Raw genomic sequence first — 19,978 nt, 5'->3', positions numbered from 1 at the left:
TTCCGGGTGGCTCAGCGGAGGTAGCCGAGCACCGTCATCATGCCCGCCTCCGCGTGATACACGTTGTGGCAGTGCAGCATCCACAGGCCGGGGTTGTCGGCGTCCAGGTCCACCGTCAGCGAGCGGCCGGGCAGGACCGCGGCGGTGTCCTTGCGGGCGCCGAGGGCCGTACCGGCCAGGGCGAAGGTGTGGCCGTGCAGATGGATCGGATGCCACATCGATGTGCGGTTGGTGAAGACCAGCCGCACACGCTCCCCGGCCTTGACGGGCTGACGCACCGCCGGGTCGTAGGGCTTGCCGTCGAAGGACCAGTTGTACGCGTCCATGGAACCCGACAGCGTCATGCGCACGGTCCGGTCGGGCTCGCGGTCCGCCAGTGCCACCGACTCGTCCGCGACCAGCCGGTCGGCGGTGACGAGCTCGCCGTCCAGCTCCGAGGGCCGGGCGTCGGCGGGCGGGATCTCTCCCGACGCCGTCCTCAGCACGGCCAGCGCCTGCGCCTCCTTGCCCTCGGCGAGCGCGGTGAGCGGGAACACCCCGTCCCCGGCGGTCACCAGCACGTCGTACCGCTCGCCCATCGCCAGCAGCAGGGTGTCGGTCTCGGTGTGCCGCACCGGGTAGCCGTCCGTGTGCGTCACGGTCATCCGGTGGCCGCCGAGCGCGAGCCGGAACGCCGTGTCCCCGCCCGCATTGATGACGCGCAGCCGGATGCGGTCCCCGGGCCTGGCCTCGAAGACCGAGGGGTCGCTCGCCCTGCGGCCGTTGACGAGGTAGTACGGATACGCGACGTCGCCGGCGTGGCCGCCGAGCAGGTCGCTGCTCGCGCCGACCAGGAGCCGTGAGGGGACGTCGCCGCCGGGGGCTGCCGTACGCCGGCGCCCCGTCTTCGCCTTGTGGCCCGCGGCGTCGTGACTGCTGCCCCGGCCCTTGGTCAGTTCGTCGAGGACCGCGTCGGGGGTGGAGCCGTCCACCCCGTCGAGCCAGTCGTCGAGGACGACCACCCATTCCTTGTCGTAGGCGAGTGGTTCTCTCGGGTCCTCGACGATGAGGGGCGCGTACAGCCCGCGGTCGAGCTGGACGCCCGAGTGCGGGTGGAGCCAGTGCGTACCCGGGTGGGACACGGCGAAGCGGTAGGTGAAGTCCGTCCCGGGCTCGATCGCCTTCTGGGTCAGGCCGGGGACGCCGTCCATGTCGTTGCGCAGCGCGAGGCCGTGCCAGTGCATGGAGGTCGACTGTGCCAGGCGGTTGGCGAGGGTGAGCTCCAGGTGGTCGCCCGCGGTGACCCGGACGGCCTGGCCGGGCAGCCGGTCACCGTAGGACCAGGTGGGGACGGTGAGGCCGCCGCCCAGGTCCAGGCCGGAGGCGCCGGCGGTCAGAGAGACCTTCCGCAGGGGGCCGGTGCCCCGCTTGGCCTCGGCGTCCGCGACCTCCGGGCCGTCGGGGGTGACGTAGGTGTCGGCGGCCCGCGCGGGCGAGGCGGCGCGGTGCGGGGCGGCGTAGGACCTGGTGGCGAGGGCCGCTGTGCCCGCCAGGGCGAGGCTGGAGCCGAGCACGGTGCGGCGACTGGGCATTTCAGACATATTGCGCACCGTACCCTCGCCGGGTATACGGATGGCGCCCCGACACCCGACCGGCCCGGGACCCCACGCCAAGGGCGGGGGGAACCGGGCCGGGACGCGTCGCGACGGGACCTCGGTCAGGAGCGGGCGTAGACCTTCTCGGCCCAGCCCGCGATCTGCTCGTCGGAGAGATGGCGGGCCAGATCGGCCTCGCTGATCATCCCGATGAGCCTCTTGTCCTCGATGACCGGAAGCCGGCGGATGCGGTGACTCTGCATCTCGTCGAGCACGGCGTCGACACCCGCGCCCGCGTCGATCCAGCGGGGGGTACCGTCACAGAGCTCGCCCGCTGTCACCTCCGAGGGGTCGTGCCCCGACGCCACGCACTTGATCACGATGTCGCGGTCGGTGATGATCCCGACCATCCTGTCCTGCTCGCCGTTGGCGGAAACGGGGAGCGCCCCCACCTCGTGGTCCCGCATCATCTGCGCCGCGCGGTCGAGCGTCTCGTGGGCGGGGATCCAGTGGGTCCCGCTGCTCATGATGTCCTTGGCGGTGGTCATGTGATTTCCTCCCGCGTGCCGGTGGGCATGCCTTACGACCCCGAGCCACCACCATTGTGGTGGGCCCGCCCGGCGTACGCGACCGCTGGCGGATCACCCGGGCGGGTGTACGCCGCGTACGGGTGCCGACGCTGCCGCGACTCACGCGCGGGGCGCGGCCCCCCTCTCCCGGAGCATGTCCGCCATCAGGTCAAGTTCGGACCGCTGTGCCTCCACCATGCCCCGGGCGAGCCGCCTCTCCGCCGGAACCGTGCACCGCTCGGCGCAGCCCTCGGCCATGGCGACGCCCCCCTTGTGGTGATCGGTCATCAACTGCAGGAAGAGGATCTCGGCCTTCCGCCCGTCGGCCTCACCCAGCCGCTTCAACTCGGTCCGGGTGGCCATGCCGGGCATGAGGGCCCCGTCATGATCCATATCCATATCCATATCCATGCCCGGCCCGCCCGCCATGTCCCGCATGCCCGCCATGCCGTCCGCGCCGTGTCCGTCGCCGCCGTGCCCATGACCGTCCGCACCGCCGGACATCCACGCCATCGGTCCCTGGCCGTCCGGGGCCGTCTTGGGCAGCTCCCACAGGTCCAGCCAGCCCAGCAGCATGCCCCGCTGATTGGCCTGGGTGTTGGCGATGTCGTACGCGAGACGCCGTACGTCCTCGTCACCGGTCACGTCCCGGACCACGAAGGACATCTCCACGGCCTGCTGGTGGTGAACGGCCATGTCCCGGGCGAAACCCGCGTCCGCCGAGTCCGCGGCGGGCGTACGGGGTGCGGGTGCCGCCCTGTCGCCCCGCGCGGAGGCGACCGTCGCCGCGCCGGCGAACAGCAGGGCGAGGCCCACGGCGGAGCCGGCCGCCCACCGGACACGACGGGTGCGCGAGGGGCTCACCCGTCGACCCCGCCCGTGCAGGGGGCCCCGGGCTCGGGCGTCTGCGCACCCTGGACGTACTTCGCGAAGAACCGGGCCACCCGGGGGTCGTCCGCGCTGTCCACCGTGACCTGCTTGCCCCAGGCGCTGAGCATGATGGCCCCGGCCTGACCCTCGTACGGGGACATCAGGGAGTAGGGAGTGCTCCGGACGCGCGACGCGAGCTTGCCGATGTCGCCCCCGGAGGCCTTGCCGGTGTGCGTCACCCAGACCGCACCGTGTTCCAGCGCGTGCACGGCGTTGACGTTCGGAACGGTCTTCTCGTATACGACGCCGTCGCAGTTCAGCCAGGCCGGGTTGTGGTCCCCGCCGACCGGTGGCTCCATCGGGTACTTCACCGCGGTCGTGACGTGGTTGCGGGTCAGCTTCTTCGCGTCCCACGTCTTCTCGCCCGCGATCGGCTCGGCGGCGAGGTCCTTCCTGTCCCGCTCGGTCTGCTTGGAGTCCTGGGCCCGGCTCTCCCCGACCCGCTCCTTCGCCTCGGACTTCTCCAGCAGCATGTACGACCCGAAACCGATCAGACCTGCCACGACGACGGCACTCACGCCTATGGCGACGACCCGGTTGCGGCGGTCACGCGCGCGGTCGGCACTGCGCATCTGCTCCATGCGGGTCCTGCGGTCGAAGCTCATGTCGTCGGGTCCTTCTGCCAAGGGGTCGGGAGGGACGGTGGGATAGAGCGGGTGATCCGGTGCGCGCGGGGCCGTGGGGAGCCCTCCTGCCCCTTGCACACCATGGGCGCCGATCGTAGTGGGTGCTCGCGTGCTCTCTCTCACACCGTGTGCGTAATGTGGGTGAAATCCCGGGTCGTGATACTGAGGTGTCCCCCTACCCCGGGCGGTGGTGCACGGACCGTCTGAACTGCAAGGATGTGGCTATGGACAAGCAGCAGGAATTCGTCCTCAGGACGCTTGAGGAGCGTGACATCCGCTTCGTAAGGCTGTGGTTCACCGACGTTCTCGGTTACCTCAAGTCCGTCGCCGTGGCCCCGGCCGAGCTGGAGCAGGCCTTCGACGAGGGCATCGGCTTCGACGGCTCCGCCATCGAGGGCTTCGCCCGTGTATACGAATCGGACATGATCGCCAAGCCGGACCCCGGCACGTTCCAGATCCTCCCGTGGCGCGCGGAGGCTCCGGGAACGGCGCGGATGTTCTGCGACATCCTGATGCCGGACGGCTCGCCCTCCTTCGCCGACCCGCGCTACGTCCTCAAGCGCATCCTGGCCAAGACCTCCGACCTGGGCTTCACCTTCTACACGCACCCGGAGATCGAGTTCTTCCTGCTGAAGAACAAGCCGGTCGACGGCAGCCGCCCGACCCCGGCCGACAGCTCCGGCTATTTCGACCACACCCCGCAGAACGTCGGCATGGACTTCCGCCGCCAGGCGATCACCATGCTCGAGTCGATGGGCATCTCGGTCGAGTTCAGCCACCACGAGGGCGCCCCCGGCCAGCAGGAGATCGACCTCCGGTACGCGGACGCGCTGTCCACCGCCGACAACATCATGACCTTCCGCCTGGTCATGAAGCAGGTCGCACTGGAGCAGGGCGTGCAGGCGACCTTCATGCCGAAGCCTTTCTCGGAGTACCCGGGCTCCGGCATGCACACCCACCTCTCCCTCTTCGAGGGCGACCGCAACGCCTTCTACGAGTCGGGCGCCGAGTACCAGCTCTCCAAGGTCGGCCGCTCCTTCATCGCGGGCCTGCTCAAGCACGCCGCGGAGATCTCCGCCGTGACGAACCAGTGGGTCAACTCCTACAAGCGCATCTGGGGCGGTTCCTCCCGCTCCGCGGGAGCCGGTGGCGAGGCCCCCTCGTACATCTGCTGGGGCCACAACAACCGCTCCGCACTGATCCGCGTCCCGATGTACAAGCCCGGCAAGACCGGCTCGGCCCGCGTCGAGGTCCGCTCCATCGACTCCGGCGCCAACCCCTACCTGACGTACGCCGTCCTGCTCGCGGCGGGCCTCAAGGGCATCGAGGAGGGCTACGAACTCCCGGCCGGCGCCGACGACGACGTCTGGGCACTGTCCGACTCGGAGCGCCGCGCGATGGGCATCGAGCCGCTCCCGCAGAACCTGGGCGAGGCCATCTCGCTGATGGAGAAGAGCGAGCTGGTCGCCGAGACACTGGGCGAGCACGTCTTCGACTTCTTCCTGCGCAACAAGAAGCAGGAGTGGGAGGAGTACCGCAGCGAGGTTTCGGCCTTCGAGCTGAAGGCACTGCTGCCGGTGCTGTAGTAGCAGGTCAGCGCCGGTAGGGCGCTTGGGCGTGGCTTCGGGCCGACGGTGTCTTGCCGTCGGCCCGAAGCCGTTTCCCGCTTCCGTCCGGCCGCCTTCTAACGGGCGTTCATGAACTCAGTCGGCTTCAGTGCGCGTTCGTTGCTCCGGACATCGCCGATCCAGCCGTGCAGAAGCTGGTCGAGCTTGCCGCCGTACTCGTAGCCCCCGAGCAGCCAGGGGAGTCCGAGACTGGTGAGGCCGGAGTTGCGGGTGGAGGGGTTGCGGGCCACGGGGCAGCCGTCGACGTACATGACGGTGTGGCGGCCGTCGTTGACGACGGCGACGTGCCACCACGTGTCGAGCGGCAGCGAGTGGCCCCAGTTGCTGACCGACACGTCGAGGTTCTCGGGGTAGACACACCACTGGAGCTCACGGCCGCCGGAGAGGCTGAGCGTCGCGACGGGTTCGTCGGGGTCGTTCTTGAGTTTGCCCGCCTCGCGTGCGAGGCCCCAGCGGCTGATGAGCGCGGCCCAGCCGTTGCGGCCGTCCTCCCAGTCGGCGGGCAGCTTGAAGAACGCCTCGAAGGTGTAACCGGACCTGAAGGTAGCCGAGTTGATCGGGGCGCGGTCACCGGTGGTGAGGTGCGCCCCGCGCAGCGGTGTCTTGTCGCCGGCGAAGTACAGACTGGCGTGGCCGGGCTGGTCGGGATGGTGCTCGGCGGACCACGTGAGGGCGGTCGCCGGGTCGGAGCCGGGGGCGACGACCTTGGTGAGGTCGTTGCCGCGCCCGGTCAGGTCGCGGACCCGGTCGGTGTCGTGGGAGGCGTCGAAGCGCCAGTACGCGACCGTGCCGGGGATGAGCATCCGCGAGGCCGGACGGGAGGGGCGTGCCCGGACCGGCGCGAAGTCGGCGAAGCGCTCCTCGAAGTCGATGTCGACGGCGAAGCGGTCCTGCGGGCCGGTCAGTTCGACCTCCTCGCGCTCCAGTGCGTTCAGGCCCTCGCCGACGCGGCCGAGGATCCAGGGGGAGAGGGTCTCGACGTCGATGGTGTTGCGGGCCAGGTCGAAGCGGTAGAGCCGGATCATCGCGGCGCCGCCGTAGTAGCGGTCCTGGTAGTTGGTGATGTGCAAGTGGGTGTCGTTGCCCGCCGCGTTGGCGCGGGCGGTGCGGGCCGGCGGCCAGTAGTGCCCGTTCAGGGTGAGGAAGATCTGGTCCGTGCTGTTGATCAGCTCGTCCCACAACTCCTGTCCGTGGTCGGAGAGCTGGGCCTCGTCGCCGTAGGTGTCCGCGTAGACGAGCTCGTGGGTGGTGAGGATCACCGGCGTGCCGGGGTGCCTGGCGATGACGTCCTTGGCCCAGGCGATGCTGCCCGGTGACGGCCGCCAGTCCAGGGAGAGCACCATCCACTCGCGGCCGGCCGCCCGGAAGAGGTGGTACGTGTTGTAGCCGCCCGGGCTGGCGCCGCCGAAGCCTGGCGAGTGACGGAAGCGGTGCGGACCGAAGACGTCCAGGTAGGGCGAGTCGCCCCGCGTGTCATCGGTGGAGGAGCCGATGTCGTGGTTGCCCGCGACGACGCTGTAGGGGACTCCCTTGCGGTCCAGGACGCGGAACGCCTCGTCGGCGGCTGCGAATTCCCCCGCCTTGCCGTTCTGGGTGATGTCGCCCAGATGTGCCATGAAGACGATGTTCTCGTCCTTGGCGTGGTCCAGGAGATACCGGAACGTCGCCTCGACGGGGGCCGGGTGGATGCTCTCGTCGTCGAAGAGGAACTGCGTGTCCGGCATCACGACCATGGTGAACCGCGAGTCGTCGGTGTCGGGGCGCCACGAGCCGTTGTTCCCCGTGGCCTCCTCGGCCGACGCCGTCGCTGCCGTCGCGGCCAGCCCCGCGAAGGCGGCTCCCGCGAGTCCCGCGCCCACGAGCATGGACCGACGGCTCAAGCCGAGCTGAGGCCCATCCGGTATGTGGTGTGTGTCGCACATGGTGAACCCGCTTCATGAACAATCCGGCAATGTCGGTCGGACGCTACGTGCGGAGGGCGAGCTCCGGCCCAATCGCGGGAGAAGGACGGGTGAATGGTGCGAAGACCCATGCTTGCGCCGCCGTTCAGGGTCACCGCCTCGTCCGGGGGTCGGGTAGTCTGACCCCTCCCGAGACCGGGACCGACCAAGGAGGTGAGACCCATCAACGCTGTCGCAGGACGGGTGCTCACCTCTCGTCGTCGCCGGCCCCACGGGGTCTGAGCGGCCGCGGAGCGCCCATCGGTTTCCCCCGAAAGGCTCCGCCCCATGCAGGAATCCCCGCTACCGCTCGCCCTCTCCACGATCGTCACCACGCTGCGCGCCGCCGGCTGTGTCTTCGCCGAGGACGAGGCCGAACTCCTTCTCTCCACGGCCGACGGGCCCACCGAACTCGCCGCCATGGTCGACCGCCGTGCGGCCGGCCTGCCGCTCGAACACGTGCTCGGCTGGGCCGAGTTCTGCGGGCTGCGGATCGCCGTGGACCCAGGGGTCTTCGTGCCCCGGCGGCGCACCGAGTTCCTCGTCCGGCAGGCCCTCGCTCTCGCCCCGGAGCGGGCGGTCGTCGTCGACCTCTGCTGCGGTTCGGGCGCGCTGGGCGCCGCCTTGACCGCCTCTCTGCCCGGGGCCCGACTGCACGCCGCCGACGTCGAACCCGCCGCCGTGCGCTGCGCGCGGCGCAACGTGGGCGATCGGGGGACGGTCTACGAGGGTGACCTCTTCGCGCCCCTGCCGCGCTCTCTGCGCGGTCACGTCGACATCCTCCTCGCCAACGTCCCGTACGTGCCGACCGGTGATGTCGCGCTGCTGCCCCCGGAGGCGCGCATCCATGAGCCGCGCGTCGCGCTCGACGGCGGTGGCGACGGGCTCGACGTCATGAGGCGGGTGGTCGCGGAGGCGACGGACTGGCTGGCCCCGGGAGGCAGCCTGCTGGTCGAGACCAGTGAGCGGCAGGCGGCAAGCGCCGAGGCGGCCCTGGGCGGCAGCGGGCTGATGTCACGCGTCGTCGTCTCCGAGGAGCTGTACGCCACCGTCGTCATCGGGACCCGGCCGCATCGGCCGTCCCGGGGGAGGCGCGGAGGAAGCCAGGGCTGCGCCCCCTCTCCGTATCCACCTGCACAGGGCTAGGCTCGAAGGGCGGATATGTGTGGTCGGCTGGCAGGAGAACACGGGATGACGACGGTGCCGGGACGCAGGAGCAGTACGTTCACCCGACTGCTGCGGCACGGTTTCACCGATCCGTCCGCCGCCGAGAGACTGCTGGATCTGCCCGAGCTCTCCTCCGTACGGGCCGATCCGGTCCTCTTCGACGCGCTCGGGGCCACCGCGGACCCCGATCTGGCGCTGAACAGCCTCGTACGGCTCGTGGAGGCCGAGGCGCCCGAGGAGCGGCAGGTCCTCCTGGACACCCTCGTCGCGGCCAAGCCGCTGAGGGACCGGCTCCTCGGCGCTCTCGGTGCCTCGGAGGCGCTGGGCGACCATCTCGCACGGCATCCGCACGACTGGCACGCGCTCGTCACGTACGAGGCCACCGATCTGCACCCCGGGGTCCTCGAGTTCGAGCGCATGCTCGACGACGTCGTGGATCCGGATTCGCTGCGGGTCGCCTATCGCAGGTCACTCCTGTCCATCGCGGCCCGTGACGTGTGCGGGACGACGGACGTCGCCCAGGTCGCCGCCGAGCTGGCCGACCTGGCGACGGCGACCCTGCGGGCGGCGCTCGCCATTGCGTGCGCCGCCGCCCCGGCCGACGCCGCGCAGTGCCGGCTGGCCGTCATCGCGATGGGCAAGTGCGGCGGACACGAGCTGAACTACGTGTCCGACGTCGACGTGATCTTCGTGGGCGAGCCCGCCATGGGTGCGGAGGAGAGCAGCGCCATACAGGCCGCCTCCCGCCTCGCCGCCCACATGATGCGGGTCTGCTCCGACACCACCGTCGAGGGCACGATCTGGCCCGTTGACGCCAACCTCCGCCCGGAGGGCCGCAACGGGCCACTGGTGCGGACCCTGTCCTCCCACCTCGCCTACTACCAGCGCTGGGCCAAGACCTGGGAGTTCCAGGCCCTGCTGAAGGCCCGGCCGGTGGCCGGCGACCCCGACCTGGGCGCGGAGTACGTCGCGGCCGTGTCACCACTGGTGTGGCAGGCCGCCGAGCGGGAGAACTTCGTCGGCGACGTCCAGAAGATGCGCCGCCGCGTCGTCGACAACATCCCCGTCGACCGGGTCGACCGCGAGCTCAAGCTCGGCCCCGGCGGGCTCCGGGACGTCGAGTTCGCCGTACAGCTGCTGCAGCTCGTCCACGGCCGCAGCGACAACACCCTGCACTCCGGGTCCACGCTGGAGGCGCTGCGCGCCCTCGCGGACGGCGGCTACGTCGGCAGGGCCGACGCCGCCCAGCTGGACGAGGCCTACCGCTTCCTGCGCGCCATGGAGCACCGGATCCAGCTCTACCGGCTGCGCCGCACGCACCTGGTCCCCGAGGACGAGGCCGACCTGCGGCGGCTCGGGCGCTCGCTGGGGCTGCGCACGGATCCGGTCGCCGAACTCAACCGGGCGTGGCGCCGGCACGCGTCCGTGGTGCGGCGGCTGCACGAGAAGCTCTTCTACCGGCCGCTCCTTGACGCGGTCGCCCAGCTCGCCCCCGGTGAGAGCAGGCTCAGCCCCAAGGCCGCCGTCGTACGCCTCGAAGCCCTGGGCTACGCCGACCCCGCCGCGGCGCTCAGACACCTGGAGGCCCTGTCGTCCGGGGTGTCCCGCAAGGCCGCCATCCAGCGCACGCTGCTGCCGGTGCTGCTCGGCTGGTTCGCGGACTCCGCCGACCCGGACGCGGGCCTCCTCGGCTTCCGGCAGGTCTCCGACGCGCTCGGCAAGACCCCCTGGTACCTGCGCCTCCTGCGGGACGAGGGTGCCGCCGCCGAGAACCTCGCCCGGGTCCTGTCCGCCGGGCGGCTCGCCCCCGATCTGCTCATGCGCGCCCCGGAGGCCGTCGCCATCCTCGGCGACCCCGAAGGGCTCCGGCCGCGCCACCGTGAACACCTGGAGCAGGAGGTGCTCGCCGCCGTCGGCCGGGCGCAGGGCGCCGAAGCGGCGGTCGCGGTGGCGCGGGGGGTGCGGCGGCGGGAGCTGTTCCGTACGACGGCGGCCGACCTCATCGGCTCTTACGGCACCGAGGACAACCCGGCGGAGCCCGATCCCGGTGCACTGGTGGACCGGGTCGGCTCCGCGGTCACCGATCTGAACGCCGCCACGCTCTCCGGGGCCCTGCGCGCCGCGGTACGTGCCCGGTGGGGGGACACCCTGCCGACCCGGTTCGCGGTCATCGGGATGGGCCGCTTCGGCGGGCACGAGCTGGGTTACGGCTCGGACGCCGACGTCCTGTTCGTGCACCAGCCCCGGGAAGGGGTCGCCGACGAGGAGGCGACGCGGGCCGCCAACACCGTCATCACGGAGATGCGCAGACTGCTGGAACTGCCGACCGCCGATCCGCCGCTCCTCATCGACGCCGACCTCCGCCCGGAGGGCAAGAGCGGCCCCCTGGTGCGCACCCTGAAGTCGTACGAGGCGTACTACCGGCGCTGGTCGCTGGTCTGGGAGAGCCAGGCACTGCTCCGCGCCGAGCCGATGGCAGGGGACCTTGATCTCGGCCGGGCCTTCGTCGAGCTGATCGACCCGATGAGGTACCCGGTGGAGGGGCTCGGGGACGACGCCGTGCGGGACATCCGGCGGCTCAAGGCGCGGATGGAGTCCGAACGTATGCCGCGCGGGGCCGACCCGACGCTCCACACCAAGCTGGGACGGGGCGGGCTGAGCGACGTCGAGTGGACGGTGCAGCTGATGCAGATGCAGCACGGCTGGGCCGAATCCGGGCTGCGGACCACACGTACCCGGGAGGCTCTCGCCGCGGCGTGCGCGGCCGGTCTGATCCCGGCCGAGGAGGCGCAGACGCTGGACGAGGCGTGGGTCCTGGCCTCACGGGTGCGCAACGCGGTGATGCTGGTGCGGGGGCGGCCGGGCGACACCTTCCCCTCGAACCCGCGCGAGCTGACGGCGGTCGGGCGCTACCTCGGATACGAGCCGGGGCACGTCGGGGACATGCTGGACGACTACCGGCGTATCACCCGACGGGCGCGGGCCGTGGTCGAGGAGAGGTTCTACGGCGCGGCCGGCTGAGAGGCACACGGCCCGCGGGCCGGGACGGGCCGCCGCCCGGAGGGCTCAGGCCTTCTCGGCGGCGCTCGCCGAGGTGGCCCGCTCGGCGGCGCTCGCCGAGGTGGCCCGCGGACGCAGCGGCGGGCGGGGGTTCCGGCACAGCGCGCGCAGCCGCCCGCCGCGGACGGCGACTCCTTGCGGAAGGCGGTGCGGTAGCGTTCCGTACCAGGCGTACGAGAGCGCCAGGCCGAAGCTCAGGCACACCATGCCGCCGACCGCGTCCAGCCAGAAGTGGTTCGCGGTCGCCACGATCACGACCAGTGTGGCCATCGGGTAGAGCAGTCCCAGGATGCGCGCCCAGGGTGCTGAGGCCAGGGCGAAGATGGTCAGACCGCACCACAGGGACCAGCCGATGTGCATGGACGGCATCGCCGCGTACTGGTTGGACATGTGCTTGAAGTTGCCCGAGGCCATCGAACCCCAGGTGTGGTGCAGCATCACGGTGTCGAAGAACCCCCCGCCGCTCATCAGCCGGGGAGGGGCCAGCGGGAAGAGGTAGTAGCCGAGCAGCGCCACCGCCGTGGTCGCGAAGAGGACGAGCCGGGTGGCCGCGTAGCGGCCGGGATGGCGGCGGAACAGCCAGATGAGCACGCCGATCGTCACGACGAAGTGCAGCGTCGCGTAGTAGTAGTTCATCGACACGATCAGCCATGTCACCGAATTGATGCCGTGGTTGACCGACTCCTCGAAGGCGAGCCCCAGGCTGTGCTCGATGGACCAGATCCAGTCGGCGTTCCTGAGAGCCGCGTCCTTCTGCTCGGGCACGGCGTTGCGCACCAGCGAGTACAGCCAGTAACTGACCGCGATCAGCAGGATCTCGAACCAGAGGCGTGGCCGGCGCGGGGCCCGGAGGGCTGTGAGCGAGAAGCGGGTACGCATGTGTGACCGGCTGATCGCTCGCGTGGAACCGGACACCGTCCCTCCGTCCGCTACGGGTGACGGGGTGACCGCCGTGCGGTCTTCCTGTGTGGTCACGTGCGATTCACCCATAGGCGCAGAGTCTGCCAGATACGTCCCCCTCCGCCCGATGATCCTACGGTCGGGTTCCGGTCGCACGTTCTGTTCCTCACGGGCGGGGGCGGGTTGCCGCGGAGGGTCCCGGCCCGGAGGCCGTCGAACCGCGTACGACCAGCTCGGGCATGAACACGAACTCGCTGTGCGGTGCGGGCGTGCCGCCGATCTCCTCCAGCAGCGTGCGCACGGCGGCCTGACCCATCGCGGTCACCGGCTGACGGATCGTGGTCAGCGGCGGATCGGTGAACGCTATGAGTGGCGAGTCGTCGTAGCCCACCACGGAGAGGTCCCTGGGGACCTCCATCGACAGCCGGCGTGCCGCCCGGATCGCACCGAGCGCCATCATGTCGCTCGCGCACACCACCGCGGTGCAACCGCGTTCCATCAGGGCCGAGGCAGCCGCCTGACCGCCCTCCAGCGTGTACAGGGAGTGCTGGATCAACTCCTCCACGGCGTCGGCCGTGAGGTTCAGCTGCTCCTGCATCGTGGCGTGAAACCCCTCTATCTTGCGGAGCACCGGCACGAAGCGCTTGGGTCCGACGGCCAGGCCGATGCGCTGGTGACCGAGAGCCACCAGGTGCGTCACCGCGAGCCGCATCGCGGCCCGGTCGTCGGGTGAGATGAACGGCGCCTGCACCTTGGGTGAGAAGCCGTTGACCAGTACGAATGGAACGCCCTGGACCCGCAGTTGTTCGTAGCGCTGCATGTCGGCCGAGGTGTCGGCGTGCAGTCCCGAGACGAAGATGATGCCCGAGACCCCGCGGTCGACGAGCATCTCGGTGAGCTCGTCCTCGGTGGAGCCGCCCGGGGTCTGGGTCGCCAGCACCGGCGTGTAGCCCTGCCTGGTCAGCGCCTGGCCGATCACCTGGGCCAGGGCCGGGAAGATCGGGTTCTCCAACTCGGGTGTGATCAGGCCGACCAGACCCGCGCTGCGCCGGCGCAGTCGCACAGGGCGTTCGTAGCCGAGTACGTCGAGCGCCGCGAGGACGGATTCGCGGGTGGCCGCTGCGACACCGGGCTTGCCGTTCAGTACGCGGCTGACCGTCGCTTCGCTGACCCCCGCCTGAGTTGCGATATCGGCAAGCCGTGCGGTCATGAGGGGACTGTACCGGGCGCGTGTCGGATTGCCCACCATGCGCAGGATTCGGGCAGTCCGACCCGGTCGGCCGCACCTCCCGGGCTCTTGACGGCAATTTCTTGCAAGAGCTTGCGGGCGGCGATCGCCCGCCGTGAGCCGATCTTCCTACCGGTCACCGCACGGGCCTGGCCAGGCATGGGCAGGGCTTCGGCGAATCCGTCAAGAGGCTTGACGGCAACCTTGAGGACACGTCAATGTAACGATCACCGGTGCTTGCGGAAATCTTCCGCAAAGTCTTTCGGTCATCTTTCATCCTTGTTACGTTCACGTCGACCCGGCGCCGCGACGGAGCGGTACGGCAGTTGAAGGAGTTCAGATGCGACGTGGCATAACGGCCACCGCCCTGGTCGCGGCCCTGGCGCTCGCGGCGACCGCCTGCGGCAGCGACGACAAGTCCGGCGGCAGCAAGAGCTCGGGCGAGCTCTCCGGCACGGTGACGTGGTGGGACACCTCGACCGTCGGCAGTGAGGACAAGGTCTTCAAGAAGCTCGCCGAGGGTTTCGAGAAGAAGCACCCGAAGGTCGACGTCAAGTACGTCAACGTCCCCTTCGGTGAGGCACAGAACAAGTTCAAGAACGCCGCCCAGGCCGGTGCCGGTGCCCCGGACGTCATCCGGTCCGAGGTCGCCTGGACCCCCGAGTTCGCCGACCTCGGCTACCTCGCCCCGCTGGACGGCACCGCCGCGCTGAAGGACCAGGACGACTTCCTGGAGCAGGCCGCCGCGTCCACCAAGTACAAGGACAAGACCTACGCGGTCCCGCAGGTCATCGACTCCATGGGCATCTTCTACAATAAGAAGATCTTCGCGGACGCCGGTGTCGAGGTGCCCAAGAACATCGCCGACCTCAAGACCGTCTCCAAGAAGATCAAGGACAAGACCGGCAAGACCGGTCTCTACCTCCGCGGCGACGACGCGTACTGGTTCCTCTCCTTCCTCTACGGCGAGGGCGGCGACCTGGTCGACGCCTCCTCCAAGTCCGTCACCGTGGACAAGCCCGAGGGCGTCAAGGCCTTCAAGACGGTCAAGGACCTCGTCGACTCCGGCGCCGCGAAGACCGACGCCACCGACGGCTGGGAGAACATGCAGTCGTCGTTCAAGGACGGCAAGGTCGCGATGATGATCAACGGCCCGTGGGCCGTCACCGACACCCTGACCGGCAAGGAGTTCACCGACAAGGCGAACCTCGGCATCTCCCCGGTGCCGGCCGGCTCGGCCGGACAGGGCGCCCCGCAGGGCGGCCACAACCTCGCCGTCTACGCGGGCTCCAAGAACCTGGACGCCTCCTACGCCTTCGTCGAGTACATGACCTCGGTGCAGTCCCAGGCGCAGACCGCCGGTGAGCTGAACCTGCTCCCGACCCGCACCTCGGCGTACGCCAAGCAGCAGGCCGTGGACAGCGAGATCGTGCAGTTCTTCAAGCCCGTCGTCGAGACCGCCGTCGAGCGTCCCTGGATCCCGGAGACCGGCAGCCTCTTCGCGCCGCTCGTCACCGAGTACACCAAGGTGCTCACCGGCCAGACCACGCCGGAGAAGGCCGCCTCGACGACCGGCGACTCCTACCGCAAGCTCCTCAAGGGCTGGAAGTAACTCAGGAAGGCAGGCCGGCTGATGGCTGTCCACACCAGCCAGTCGGTGGCGAAGGCCGCGGGCGACGTCGTCGCCCGCGGCCGGAGCCGCGGTACTGGTCAATCCGCTCCACCGAGCAAGCTCCGGCGGGCCATGTCGGTCCACTGGTACGCCTGGACCATGGTCGCTCCGGTCGTGATCGTGATCGGCGTGATCATCGGCTACCCGCTGGTCCGCGGCATCTACCTGTCGCTGACCGACGCGAACGAGCGCAACGTCGCACGGTCCATCGGTGTCAACGAACTGCCCGCCACCTACGAGTTCGTGGGAGTCGACAACTACGTCGACGCGCTGACGGGTACCCAGTTCCTCGGCACGCTCGGCTGGACGCTGGTGTGGACGGTCTCCTGCGTGGGCATCACGTTCTGCCTGGGCATGGGCCTCGCCAACATCCTCAACCGCCGCATCGCCGGACGCTCCGCCTACCGCATGGCCCTGATCCTGCCCTGGGCCATCCCCGGCTTCGTCTCCGTGTTCGCCTGGCGCTTCCTCTACAACGAGGACCGCGGGCTGCTCAACAAGATCCTCGGCGGCGCCGGGATCGACGGCATACCGTGGCTGAACGACCCCACGTGGGCCAAGTTCTCGGTCATCGCCGTCAACGTCTGGCTGGGCGTGCCGTTCATGATGGTCGCCCTCCTCGGCGGACTGCAGTCGATCCCCTCGGAGCACTACGAGGCCGCAGAGATGGACGGCGCCACCGCCTGGCAGCGCTTCCGGCACATCACCCTGCCCGGGCTGCGCCCCGTGTCCACGACGGTGATCCTGCTCTCCACCATCTGGACCTTCAACATGTTCCCGGTGATCTTCCTGCTGACCCGCGGCGGACCCGGTGAGGCCACGCAGATCCTGGTGACGCAGGCGTACAAGTTCTCGTTCGAGATCAGCCCGCGCGACTTCGCGCAGTCCTCCACCTGGGGCGTGCTGATCCTCGTACTCCTGATGCTCTTCGCCATGGTGTACCGGCGAGTGCTCCGCACGCAGGGAGACAACTGGTGACCACCGTCACGGCAACCTCCGGCCGGCACGGCGCCCGCAAGGTCCGCCGCCGCGGCGACCGCTCGCCGGCCGCCTCCGTCGCACTGCACCTCACCCTGATCATCGCGTCGGTGATCGCGGTCTTCCCGGTGCTGTGGGTCCTGCTGACCTCGCTGAAGCCCGCCAGGTTCGCGACGACGACGGACTTCTTCAGAGAGACGACGTTCGAGAACTACACGAACCTGATCAAGGACACCGAGTTCCTGAGCTGGTTCGGCAACTCGGTGGTCGTCGCGGGACTCTCCACCGTCATCGGTGTCTTCGTCTCCGCCACCACCGGCTACGCCGTCAGCCGCTTCCGCTTCCCCGGCAAGCGCGGACTGATGTGGACGCTGCTGATCACCCAGATGTTCCCGGTCGCCGTCCTGATCGTGCCGATCTACAACATCATGTCGACCATCGGACTGCTCAACCAGCCCGCCGGCCTCGTCATCACCTACCTCACCATCTCGGTGCCGTTCTGCGCCTGGATGATGAAGGGCTTCTTCGACACGATCCCGCAGGAGATCGACGAGTCGGGGCAGGTCGACGGCCTCACCCCGTTCGGCACGTTCTGGCGGCTCATCCTGCCGCTCGCCAAGCCCGGCCTCGCCGTCACCGCCTTCTACTCCTTCATCACCGCCTGGGGAGAGGTGGCGTACGCGTCCGCCTTCATGGTCGGCGACGAGAACCTCACGCTCGCCGGCGGACTGCAGAAGTTCGTCAACCAGTACGGCGCCCAGTGGGGCCCGATGACCGCGGCGTCCGTGCTCATCGCCATCCCGGCCGCGCTGGTCTTCCTCTTCGCGCAGAAGCACCTCGTCACCGGCGTGTCCGCCGGAGCCGTCAAGGGCTGACGCGCCCAGTCCGCACGACCGCACGCAACGTCACGGCGGCGCCGGATCCCCGACCCGGTCCCGGCGCCGCCCCCCACCCAGACACCCCAGGGACGACATGACCCAGCACCTCGCTGCCCCCTCCACCGGCACGTCCGACGACGGCCCGGGCCACCGCACCGGCTGGTGGCAGGACGCGGTGATCTACCAGGTCTACCCACGGAGCTTCGCCGACGGCAACGGCGACGGCATGGGCGACCTCGCGGGTGTCACCGCCCGGCTCCCGTACCTCCGGGACCTCGGCGTCGGCGCCGTCTGGCTCAGCCCCTTCTACGCCTCGCCGCAGGCCGACGCCGGGTACGACGTCGCCGACTACCGGGCGATCGACCCGATGTTCGGCACGCTGCACGACGCCGACGCGCTGATCCGCGAGGCCCACGGCCTGGGGCTGCGCATCATCGTCGACCTGGTGCCCAACCACTCCTCCGACCAGCACGAGTGGTTCAAGCGCGCCGTCACCGAGGGCCCCGGCTCCGCCCTGCGCGAGCGCTACCACTTCCGCCCCGGAAAGGGCCTCGACGGCGAACTCCCGCCGAACGACTGGGAGTCCATCTTCGGCGGACCCGCGTGGACCCGTACCACCGACCCGGACGGCACGCCGGGCGACTGGTACCTGCACCTCTTCGCGCCCGAGCAGCCCGACTTCAACTGGGAGCACCCCGCCGTCGCGGACGAGTTCCGCTCGATCCTGCGCTTCTGGCTCGACATGGGCGTCGACGGCTTCCGCGTCGACGTCGCCCACGGCCTGGTCAAGGCCGAGGGACTGCCCGACCTCGGGTCGCACGACCAGCTGAAGCTGCTGGGCAACGATGTCATGCCGTTCTTCGACCAGGATGGTGTGCACGAGATCTACCGCAGCTGGCGCACCATCCTGGACGAGTACCCCGGCGACCGCATTCTCGTCGCCGAGGCGTGGACGCCCACCGTCGAGCGCACGGCCAACTACGTGCGTCCCGACGAGATGCACCAGGCCTTCAACTTCCAGTACCTCTCCACTGCCTGGGACGCCGCCGAGCTGCGCGCCGTCATCGACACCTCGCTCGACGCGATGCGTCCAGTGGGCGCCCCCACCACCTGGGTGCTGTCCAACCACGACGTCACCCGGCACGCCACCCGCTTCGCCAATCCGGCGGGACTGGGCACCCAGATCCGCACCCCCGGTGACCGCGAGCTCGGGCTGCGCAGGGCGCGCGCCGCCACCCTGCTCATGCTCGCCCTGCCCGGCTCCGCCTACGTCTACCAGGGCGAGGAGCTCGGCCTCCCCGACGTCACCGACCTGCCCGACGAGGTACGTCAGGACCCGTCGTTCTTCCGGGCCGAGGGCCAGGACGGCTTCCGCGACGGCTGCCGCGTGCCGATCCCGTGGACCCGCGGGGGCAGCTCCTACGGCTTCGGCAGCGGCGGCAGCTGGCTGCCCCAGCCCGACAGCTGGGGCGAGCTGTCCGTCGAGGCGCAGAGCGGCAAGGAGGGCTCCACGCTGGAGCTGTACCGCGCCGCGATCGCCACCCGCCGCGAGCACCCCGGACTCGGCGCCGGCACGGACGTGCGCTGGCTGGACGCCCCCGAAGGCGTACTCGCCCTGGGCCGGCCCGGCTTCGTCTGCACCGTCAACACCACGGGCGCGCCCGTACGGATCACCGCCCCCGGCGTCCTGCTGCTCGCCAGCGGCCGTGTGAGCGTCGACGGCGACACGGTCGACCTGCCCGCCGACACCACGGTGTGGTGGACGGTGTGACCCTCCCCCCGCCCAGGACCGGGCCGGCGCTGCGGCTCTCCGACATCGCCGGCCAGGCGGCCGTCAGCGAGGCGACCGTCAGCCGCGTCCTGAACGGGAAACCGGGCGTCGCGGACACCACGCGTCAGCGGGTGCTCGCGGCGCTCGACATCCTCGGCTACGAACGCCCCGTACGGCTGCGACAGCGCAGCGCCGGGCTGATCGGGCTGGTGACGCCCGAACTCACCAACCCGATCTTCCCCGCGTTCGCGCAGTCCGTGGAGCAGGTGCTCGCGGGACACGGCTACACGCCCGTGCTCTGCACCCAGCTCCCCGGCGGCGCCACCGAGGACGAGCTGGTCGAACAGCTCGTCGAACGCGGCGTCGGCGGGATCGTCTTCCTGTCCGGGCTCCACGCCGACACCTCGGCCGACCCGGCGAGGTACGCCGCGCTCAGCGACCGCGGCGTGCCGTTCGTCCTGATCAACGGCTACAACGAGCGCATCAGCGCTCCGTTCGTCTCGCCGGACGACCAGGCCGCGGTCCGGATGGCCGTCGGGCACCTCGCCGAACTCGGTCACCGGCGGATCGGTCTGGCCATCGGGCCGCAGCGCTACGTGCCTTCCCGGCGCAAGCGCGACGGCTTCGTGGAAGCGGCGGTCTCGGTGCTGGAGATGGACCGGGAGGAGGCCGAACTCCTGGTCTGCTCCACGCTGTTCAGCGTCGAGGGCGGACAGGTCGCGGCCGGCGCGCTGCTCGACCGCGGCTGCACGGGCATCGTGTGCGGCAGCGACCTGATGGCGCTCGGCGTGGTCAGGGCGGCCCGGGGGAGGGGGCTCGACGTCCCGCGTGACGTCTCCGTCGTCGGCTTCGACGACTCCCAGCTCATCGCCTTCACCGACCCGCCCCTGACCACGGTGCGCCAGCCGGTGCAGGCGATGGCGGCGGCGGCAGTGGGCGCGCTGCTGGAGGAGATCGGCGGAAGTCCCGTACAGCGCACGGAGTACGTGTTCCAGCCGGAGCTCGTGGTCCGGGGGTCCACCGCGGCGGCGCGCGGCGTCTGAGGCGGCGCGTCAGC

General features: G+C 70.3%; 15 protein-coding genes. 8 read left to right on the top strand and 7 right to left on the bottom strand.

Annotated elements, in window-relative coordinates; translation table 11 throughout:
- Positions 1–11: 11 nt before the first annotated feature.
- The 4 genes from ACFU5K_RS00145 to ACFU5K_RS00130 form a co-directional block, all read right to left on the bottom strand.
- A complete protein-coding gene (locus ACFU5K_RS00145) occupies positions 12–1,580 on the bottom strand; it encodes a multicopper oxidase family protein (protein WP_384054710.1) in 1,569 nt (522 codons plus the stop codon).
- Positions 1,581–1,696: 116 nt separating this feature from the next.
- On the bottom strand, positions 1,697–2,122 hold the full coding sequence (locus ACFU5K_RS00140; protein WP_384054707.1) for a CBS domain-containing protein: 426 nt from the start codon (positions 2,120–2,122) through the stop codon (positions 1,697–1,699).
- A 141-nt stretch (positions 2,123–2,263) separates the two neighbouring features.
- Positions 2,264–3,007: a DUF305 domain-containing protein gene (locus tag ACFU5K_RS00135; RefSeq protein WP_384054704.1), complete on the bottom strand. Its 744-nt coding sequence runs from the start codon at positions 3,005–3,007 to the stop codon at positions 2,264–2,266.
- Positions 3,004–3,678 (bottom strand): DUF3105 domain-containing protein, encoded by a 675-nt coding sequence (locus ACFU5K_RS00130; protein WP_384054702.1) that lies wholly within the window; start codon positions 3,676–3,678, stop codon positions 3,004–3,006. Before ACFU5K_RS00130 ends, ACFU5K_RS00135 begins: the two co-directional genes overlap by 4 nt.
- Before the next feature lie 245 nt (positions 3,679–3,923).
- On the opposite strand from ACFU5K_RS00130, the gene glnA reads away from it, so the two are divergent.
- Positions 3,924–5,285, top strand: coding sequence for a type I glutamate--ammonia ligase (gene glnA, locus ACFU5K_RS00125; protein WP_384054699.1), 1,362 nt, complete (start codon positions 3,924–3,926; stop codon positions 5,283–5,285).
- A 98-nt stretch (positions 5,286–5,383) separates the two neighbouring features.
- Here the strand turns inward: glnA and ACFU5K_RS00120 are convergent, their stop codons facing one another.
- Positions 5,384–7,249, bottom strand: coding sequence for a LamG-like jellyroll fold domain-containing protein (locus ACFU5K_RS00120; RefSeq protein WP_384054697.1), 1,866 nt, complete (start codon positions 7,247–7,249; stop codon positions 5,384–5,386).
- A gap of 306 nt (positions 7,250–7,555) precedes the next feature.
- Here ACFU5K_RS00120 and ACFU5K_RS00115 point away from each other — a divergent pair, with 306 nt between their 5' ends.
- Positions 7,556–8,413 carry a putative protein N(5)-glutamine methyltransferase gene (locus ACFU5K_RS00115; RefSeq protein ID WP_384054695.1) on the top strand — a complete coding sequence of 286 codons (858 nt, stop codon included), beginning with the start codon at positions 7,556–7,558 and terminating at the stop codon, positions 8,411–8,413.
- A gap of 45 nt (positions 8,414–8,458) precedes the next feature.
- Positions 8,459–11,455: a bifunctional [glutamine synthetase] adenylyltransferase/[glutamine synthetase]-adenylyl-L-tyrosine phosphorylase gene (locus tag ACFU5K_RS00110; RefSeq protein ID WP_384054691.1), complete on the top strand. Its 2,997-nt coding sequence runs from the start codon at positions 8,459–8,461 to the stop codon at positions 11,453–11,455.
- A 45-nt stretch (positions 11,456–11,500) separates the two neighbouring features.
- On the opposite strand, the gene ACFU5K_RS00105 is transcribed toward ACFU5K_RS00110, so the two are convergent.
- Positions 11,501–12,373, bottom strand: coding sequence for a phosphatase PAP2 family protein (locus ACFU5K_RS00105; RefSeq protein ID WP_384054688.1), 873 nt, complete (start codon positions 12,371–12,373; stop codon positions 11,501–11,503).
- A gap of 187 nt (positions 12,374–12,560) precedes the next feature.
- Positions 12,561–13,604 (bottom strand): LacI family DNA-binding transcriptional regulator, encoded by a 1,044-nt coding sequence (locus ACFU5K_RS00100; RefSeq protein WP_384054685.1) that lies wholly within the window; start codon positions 13,602–13,604, stop codon positions 12,561–12,563.
- 358 nt (positions 13,605–13,962) lie between these two features.
- Here ACFU5K_RS00100 and ACFU5K_RS00095 point away from each other — a divergent pair, with 358 nt between their 5' ends.
- From ACFU5K_RS00095 to ACFU5K_RS00075, 5 genes are all read left to right on the top strand, one after another.
- On the top strand, positions 13,963–15,234 hold the full coding sequence (locus ACFU5K_RS00095; RefSeq protein WP_384054682.1) for an extracellular solute-binding protein: 1,272 nt from the start codon (positions 13,963–13,965) through the stop codon (positions 15,232–15,234).
- Positions 15,235–15,255: 21 nt separating this feature from the next.
- The gene (locus tag ACFU5K_RS00090; RefSeq protein ID WP_384054679.1) at positions 15,256–16,272 is read left to right on the top strand and encodes a carbohydrate ABC transporter permease; all 1,017 of its coding nucleotides are present in this window, start codon (positions 15,256–15,258) and stop codon (positions 16,270–16,272) included.
- The gene (locus ACFU5K_RS00085; protein ID WP_384054676.1) at positions 16,269–17,147 is read left to right on the top strand and encodes a sugar ABC transporter permease; all 879 of its coding nucleotides are present in this window, start codon (positions 16,269–16,271) and stop codon (positions 17,145–17,147) included. The genes ACFU5K_RS00090 and ACFU5K_RS00085 overlap by 4 nt, the downstream gene beginning before the upstream one ends.
- A 97-nt stretch (positions 17,148–17,244) precedes the next feature.
- The gene (locus ACFU5K_RS00080; protein WP_384054674.1) at positions 17,245–18,921 is read left to right on the top strand and encodes an alpha-amylase family glycosyl hydrolase; all 1,677 of its coding nucleotides are present in this window, start codon (positions 17,245–17,247) and stop codon (positions 18,919–18,921) included.
- Positions 18,906–19,964, top strand: coding sequence for a LacI family DNA-binding transcriptional regulator (locus ACFU5K_RS00075; RefSeq protein WP_384054671.1), 1,059 nt, complete (start codon positions 18,906–18,908; stop codon positions 19,962–19,964). Before ACFU5K_RS00080 ends, ACFU5K_RS00075 begins: the two co-directional genes overlap by 16 nt.
- The last annotated feature ends 14 nt before the right edge of the window (positions 19,965–19,978 follow it).

The sequence above is a fragment of the Streptomyces sp. NPDC057428 genome, from assembly GCF_042803195.1.
In the GTDB taxonomy this organism is placed as follows: domain Bacteria; phylum Actinomycetota; class Actinomycetes; order Streptomycetales; family Streptomycetaceae; genus Streptomyces.
The sequence above is the reverse complement of the archived record's forward strand: the minus strand, read 5'-3'. Positions and strand labels throughout refer to the sequence as shown.

Excerpts from the sequence above, each read along its gene's own strand:
- ACFU5K_RS00145 (WP_384054710.1), bottom strand. The coding sequence starts at position 1,580 with ATGTCTGAAATGCCCAGTCGCCGCACCGTGCTCGGCTCCAGCCTCGCC.
- ACFU5K_RS00140 (WP_384054707.1), bottom strand. The coding sequence starts at position 2,122 with ATGACCACCGCCAAGGACATCATGAGCAGCGGGACCCACTGGATCCCC.
- ACFU5K_RS00130 (WP_384054702.1), bottom strand. The coding sequence starts at position 3,678 with ATGAGCTTCGACCGCAGGACCCGCATGGAGCAGATGCGCAGTGCCGAC.
- glnA (WP_384054699.1), top strand. The coding sequence starts at position 3,924 with ATGGACAAGCAGCAGGAATTCGTCCTCAGGACGCTTGAGGAGCGTGAC.
- ACFU5K_RS00120 (WP_384054697.1), bottom strand. The coding sequence starts at position 7,249 with ATGTGCGACACACACCACATACCGGATGGGCCTCAGCTCGGCTTGAGC.
- ACFU5K_RS00115 (WP_384054695.1), top strand. The coding sequence starts at position 7,556 with ATGCAGGAATCCCCGCTACCGCTCGCCCTCTCCACGATCGTCACCACG.
- ACFU5K_RS00110 (WP_384054691.1), top strand. The coding sequence starts at position 8,459 with ATGACGACGGTGCCGGGACGCAGGAGCAGTACGTTCACCCGACTGCTG.
- ACFU5K_RS00105 (WP_384054688.1), bottom strand. The coding sequence starts at position 12,373 with ATGCGTACCCGCTTCTCGCTCACAGCCCTCCGGGCCCCGCGCCGGCCA.
- ACFU5K_RS00100 (WP_384054685.1), bottom strand. The coding sequence starts at position 13,604 with ATGACCGCACGGCTTGCCGATATCGCAACTCAGGCGGGGGTCAGCGAA.
- ACFU5K_RS00095 (WP_384054682.1), top strand. The coding sequence starts at position 13,963 with ATGCGACGTGGCATAACGGCCACCGCCCTGGTCGCGGCCCTGGCGCTC.
- ACFU5K_RS00090 (WP_384054679.1), top strand. The coding sequence starts at position 15,256 with ATGGCTGTCCACACCAGCCAGTCGGTGGCGAAGGCCGCGGGCGACGTC.
- ACFU5K_RS00080 (WP_384054674.1), top strand. The coding sequence starts at position 17,245 with ATGACCCAGCACCTCGCTGCCCCCTCCACCGGCACGTCCGACGACGGC.